Here is a 4,174-nt window from a genome sequence, read left to right on the forward strand (position 1 = left end):
AATTAGATATTTTTGTCATAACCAGGAAGAGAAAAATATCTAAATTCCTGCCAGGTTTATCAATTATTTGTTGATTTACCATTATTTCTCCTGCTCTAATCAAAACCTGAGCTTTTTGTCGAGAAGTACATAAATTTTGTTCTACTAATCAAACATCTAATCTTTGTTTAGACACAAATTTTACTTATTAACTATAGCAATCCCAAATAGGTTGTGATAAGTTTTATAATAGCCAATTTCAACTGAAAGCTTTGAAAATTATGACTCCTGACTCCTGTAGGGGCGATTTCCGTTTGTCATGCTCCGCATTTCCTGACGGAATGCTCCGCAAACATGTCGACGACAGCCGAAGTGCGTTTGCGTTTAGCGTTAGCTAAACGCAAATCGCCCCTACCACCAAAATATTACAACTACAATAGGATTGCTATAGCTATCAGCTTTTAGTATTTCCGCTTAATTAATGTCAAAAAAATCAAAAGATATTGAGTTTTGAAAAAACTGTAGGGATTTGGTTTCCAAACTCCATTTTGGAACTTGGTAATGAATAATTATTAATTATTCATTATTAATTATTCATTAAACTATTAGCTTTTTGAGTTGTTAAAATCCGCTTCATTAATGTAAAAAAAATCAAAACAATTAAACTGATTACTGAGTTATAAAAAAAACTGTAGGGATTTGAAAATCAAATCCCATTTTTACGCTTGGTAATGAATAATTATCAATTATTAATTATTAATTAATTAAATATCCTTTTCAGCCAACTCACTAATTAAATGATCGAAAGGTTCCGCCAAAAAAGCACCAGTTGGAATACCAGCTGCCTCTACCTCAGACTTAACCAGTTCTTTCATAATACCAATACCTATCACAGTAGGTCCAATAGGTACTCCTAAAGAATTATAAGTTTCCCGAAGCCCCTGTAACACACGCTCATCCAAAACGTCTGTATTACCTGCTACCAAAGCATAAGTAGCATAGCGCAGATAATAATCCATATCCCGCAAACAAGCTGCATAACGACGAGTTGTATAAGCATTTCCACTGGGACGGATTAATTCTGGCTGTTCTGCAAACAAAGTAACCGCAGCTTGTTTAACCAAACTAGCAGCCTGAGAATTAATTACTGTAGCAGCTTGTACTCGTGCAGTACCAGTTTCAAAATAAGACTTTAATCGCTCAACCCCATCCCGATCTAAATAACGACCCTTAGCATCGTAATTTTCTATTAAGCTAGTTACAGTGTCCCGCATAAAATCAATCTCCCAACAATTTCTTAAACTTTCTATAATAGCCTACTATAAATTGAAACCCAGCAGAATCATAAGAGTAGGTCTTAGAAATATCGTAACATTCGATACAAAAACTCAACAATTTTAATTCTTATTATTAGCCAGATGTATTCTTATTAGACTAACCACAAATCTAATCAAAGCGCTCAAGTCGCTTAAATGGTTAGTCCAGCCCACTTTTTTTAAAGTAAACGTTATTTAAGTCATAACACCTTGGGATGCACGGCCAGTTCCAAGCTCTGTTGTTCGGCATTAAACAGGTAAAGAGATTTGAAAAACCAGTGTGTCGAGCTGAAAAAGCCAAAATAACTGGGCGAGGCCAACTTTACGCATTTTGTGCAGAATGGACGCAACAATGTCCAAATTTTTGCCTAATCTTATGTTTTGAGGTCAATTAATTGACCTCAAAAATATCTTATTTCTGTAGGAAATAGAGACAATTACTCGTTGTAAGCACACTTTTTCTAAGAGCTAACTGCGTTCGGTTTTACCGCCCTGCTTGTTTTCAACACTTGGTTGAAGCCATAGAAACTTTACATGAAATGTTATTACAAAATCAGTTTGAAATGTTGTGACGTTTTGTTCAAGTTTTCTGGAGCAGTAGCAGCAGTTATTAAGGCTGTTAAGAAAATCAAAATTTAAAATTTAGGAGCTAATAATGGCACAAACCGCTCAAGATGTGTTGAACTGGATTAATAATGATGACATTCAAGTTATTGATTTGAAATTCATCGACCTACCTGGTATTTGGCAACATTTAACAGTTCACAAAAGCCAAATTGATGAAAGTTCTTTCACAGATGGAGTTGCCTTCGATGGTTCCAGTATTCGTGGTTGGAAAAATATTAACGAGTCAGACATGATGATGGTACTCGACCCAACTACTGCTTGGATTGACCCTTTTATGGCAGAACCCACATTAAGTATAACTTGTAGTATTAAAGAACCTCGAACTGGTGAGTGGTATAGTCGTTGTCCTAGAGTTATTGCTCAGAAGGCAGTTGATTATTTAAAAAGCACAGGTATTGGAGATACAGCATTCTTTGGTCCTGAAGCTGAATTTTTTGTATTTGAGGATGCTCGTTTCGACCAAACAGAAAACAAAGGATACTACTATGTTGATAGTATAGAGGGTCGTTGGAACTCTGGTAGAGAAGAAGAAGGAGGTAACAAAGCTTATAAACCAGGTTACAAACAAGGTTACTTTCCTGTATCTCCCACCGATACCATGCAAGACCTACGGACAGAAATGCTGTTAACTATGGCTAAGTGTGGGGTTCCCATTGAGAAGCATCACCACGAAGTAGCTACTGGTGGTCAAAATGAATTAGGTTTCCGCTTTGGTAAATTAATCGAAGCTGCCGATAACTTGATGATTTATAAGTATGTCATCAAGAATGTGGGCAAAAAGTATGGCAAGACTATCACTTTTATGCCTAAACCAGTATTTAATGATAATGGTTCTGGGATGCACTGTCACCAGTCAATATGGAAAGACGGACAGCCTTTATTCTGGGGTGATGGTTATGCTAACTTGAGCAAGATGGCTCTTAATTATATTGGTGGTATCCTCAAGCACGCTCCAGCAATATTAGCTTTTTCTAATCCTTCTACTAATTCTTATAAGCGATTAGTTCCTGGTTTTGAAGCTCCGGTAAACTTAGCTTATTCTCAAGGAAACCGTTCTGCTTCTGTTCGGATTCCTTTAAGTGGTACTAATCCTAAAGCAAAACGACTAGAGTTCCGTTGTCCTGATGCTAGTTGTAACCCATATCTGGCTTTTGCGGCAATGCTTTGTGCTGGTATTGATGGGATTAAGAATGAAATTGACCCTGGTGCATCTTTGGATGTGGATATTTATGACCTCTCTCCTGAAGAGTTGAGTAAGATTCCTTCTACTCCTGGTTCCCTGGAGGGTGCTTTAGAAGCTTTGGAAAAAGACCATGAGTTTTTAACTACTGGCGGAGTATTTACAGAGGATTTGATTCAAACTTGGATTGAGTACAAATTAGACAATGAGGTTAACCCTATGCGTCTACGTCCTCATCCTTATGAGTTCTCTCTTTACTATGANAAATTGACCCTGGTGCATCTTTGGATGTGGATATTTATGACCTCTCTCCTGAAGAGTTGAGTAAGATTCCTTCTACTCCTGGTTCCCTGGAGGGTGCTTTAGAAGCTTTGGAAAAAGACCATGAGTTTTTAACTACTGGCGGAGTATTTACAGAGGATTTGATTCAAACTTGGATTGAGTACAAATTAGACAATGAGGTTAACCCTATGCGTCTACGTCCTCATCCTTATGAGTTCTCTCTTTACTATGATTGCTAAAAAATAGTAATTTCATTTTATTAGCCTTCCCAAGCGAAGGCTATTTTTTTTGCCTTTTGAGAATCGACAAACTAATTAGGGTTTGCTGAAAAAGTCTTATGAGTAAGGGTAGGAGTCAGGATACAGGAGTAAACCCACCCCTAACCCCTCCCAGGAGGGTAATTCAGGAGGAATGGGGAATTTAGAGGAGGCAAGAGTCAGAATTATCCCTTGATTTTTCAGCCAATAGTAAACCCTTTCATCCTAACTTTTTGCAGCTCTAGAGAACGAAAACCTTGTACTTTTTCCAGACCTAAAATTGCTAAAACCTTTATCCGTCAATACTTTTATATTTAATCAGCAATCACTAATTATAGCAGAAATATGAGTAAAACAACAAAAAAGATGGGATGTCAACAAGTATTACTTCATCCCTGTAAAAATCTACTCGCAATACTAGAATACTTATGTGGCGAGGCTAATAAAATATTCAATTATTCTGTTTATTACCGAAATATTCTGGTTTAAAGCCTCCCCTTTTAAGGAGATAATAAATAAAAATTTTCCTGTTC

Annotated in this window: 2 protein-coding genes and 2 pseudogenes; 2 read left to right on the plus strand and 2 right to left on the minus strand. The window is 36.8% G+C overall.

The annotated features are described in order from the left end of the window. Together AFK68_RS07625 and apcB are read right to left on the minus strand one after the other, a co-directional pair. Positions 1-136, minus strand: a pseudogene (locus tag AFK68_RS07625) (S4 domain-containing protein); the annotation flags it as partial. A gap of 607 nt (positions 137-743) precedes the next feature. Continuing rightward, positions 744-1,253, minus strand: coding sequence for an allophycocyanin subunit beta (gene apcB / locus AFK68_RS07630; RefSeq protein ID WP_094672238.1), 510 nt, complete (start codon positions 1,251-1,253; stop codon positions 744-746). Positions 1,254-1,950: 697 nt separating this feature from the next. On the opposite strand from apcB, the gene glnA reads away from it, so the two are divergent. Further along, a partial coding sequence (glnA, locus tag AFK68_RS07635; protein WP_143437667.1) for a type I glutamate--ammonia ligase occupies positions 1,951-3,365 on the plus strand: 1,415 nt, incomplete at its 3' end. A gap of 1 nt (position 3,366) precedes the next feature. Continuing rightward, positions 3,367-3,623 (plus strand): annotated as a pseudogene (locus tag AFK68_RS07640) (type I glutamate--ammonia ligase); the annotation flags it as partial. Positions 3,624-4,174 lie beyond the last annotated feature (551 nt).

The organism is Hydrocoleum sp. CS-953 (assembly GCF_002260545.1).
In the GTDB taxonomy this organism is placed as follows: domain Bacteria; phylum Cyanobacteriota; class Cyanobacteriia; order Cyanobacteriales; family Microcoleaceae; genus Trichodesmium.

Excerpts from the sequence above, each read along its gene's own strand:
- apcB (WP_094672238.1), bottom strand. The coding sequence starts at position 1,253 with ATGCGGGACACTGTAACTAGCTTAATAGAAAATTACGATGCTAAGGGT.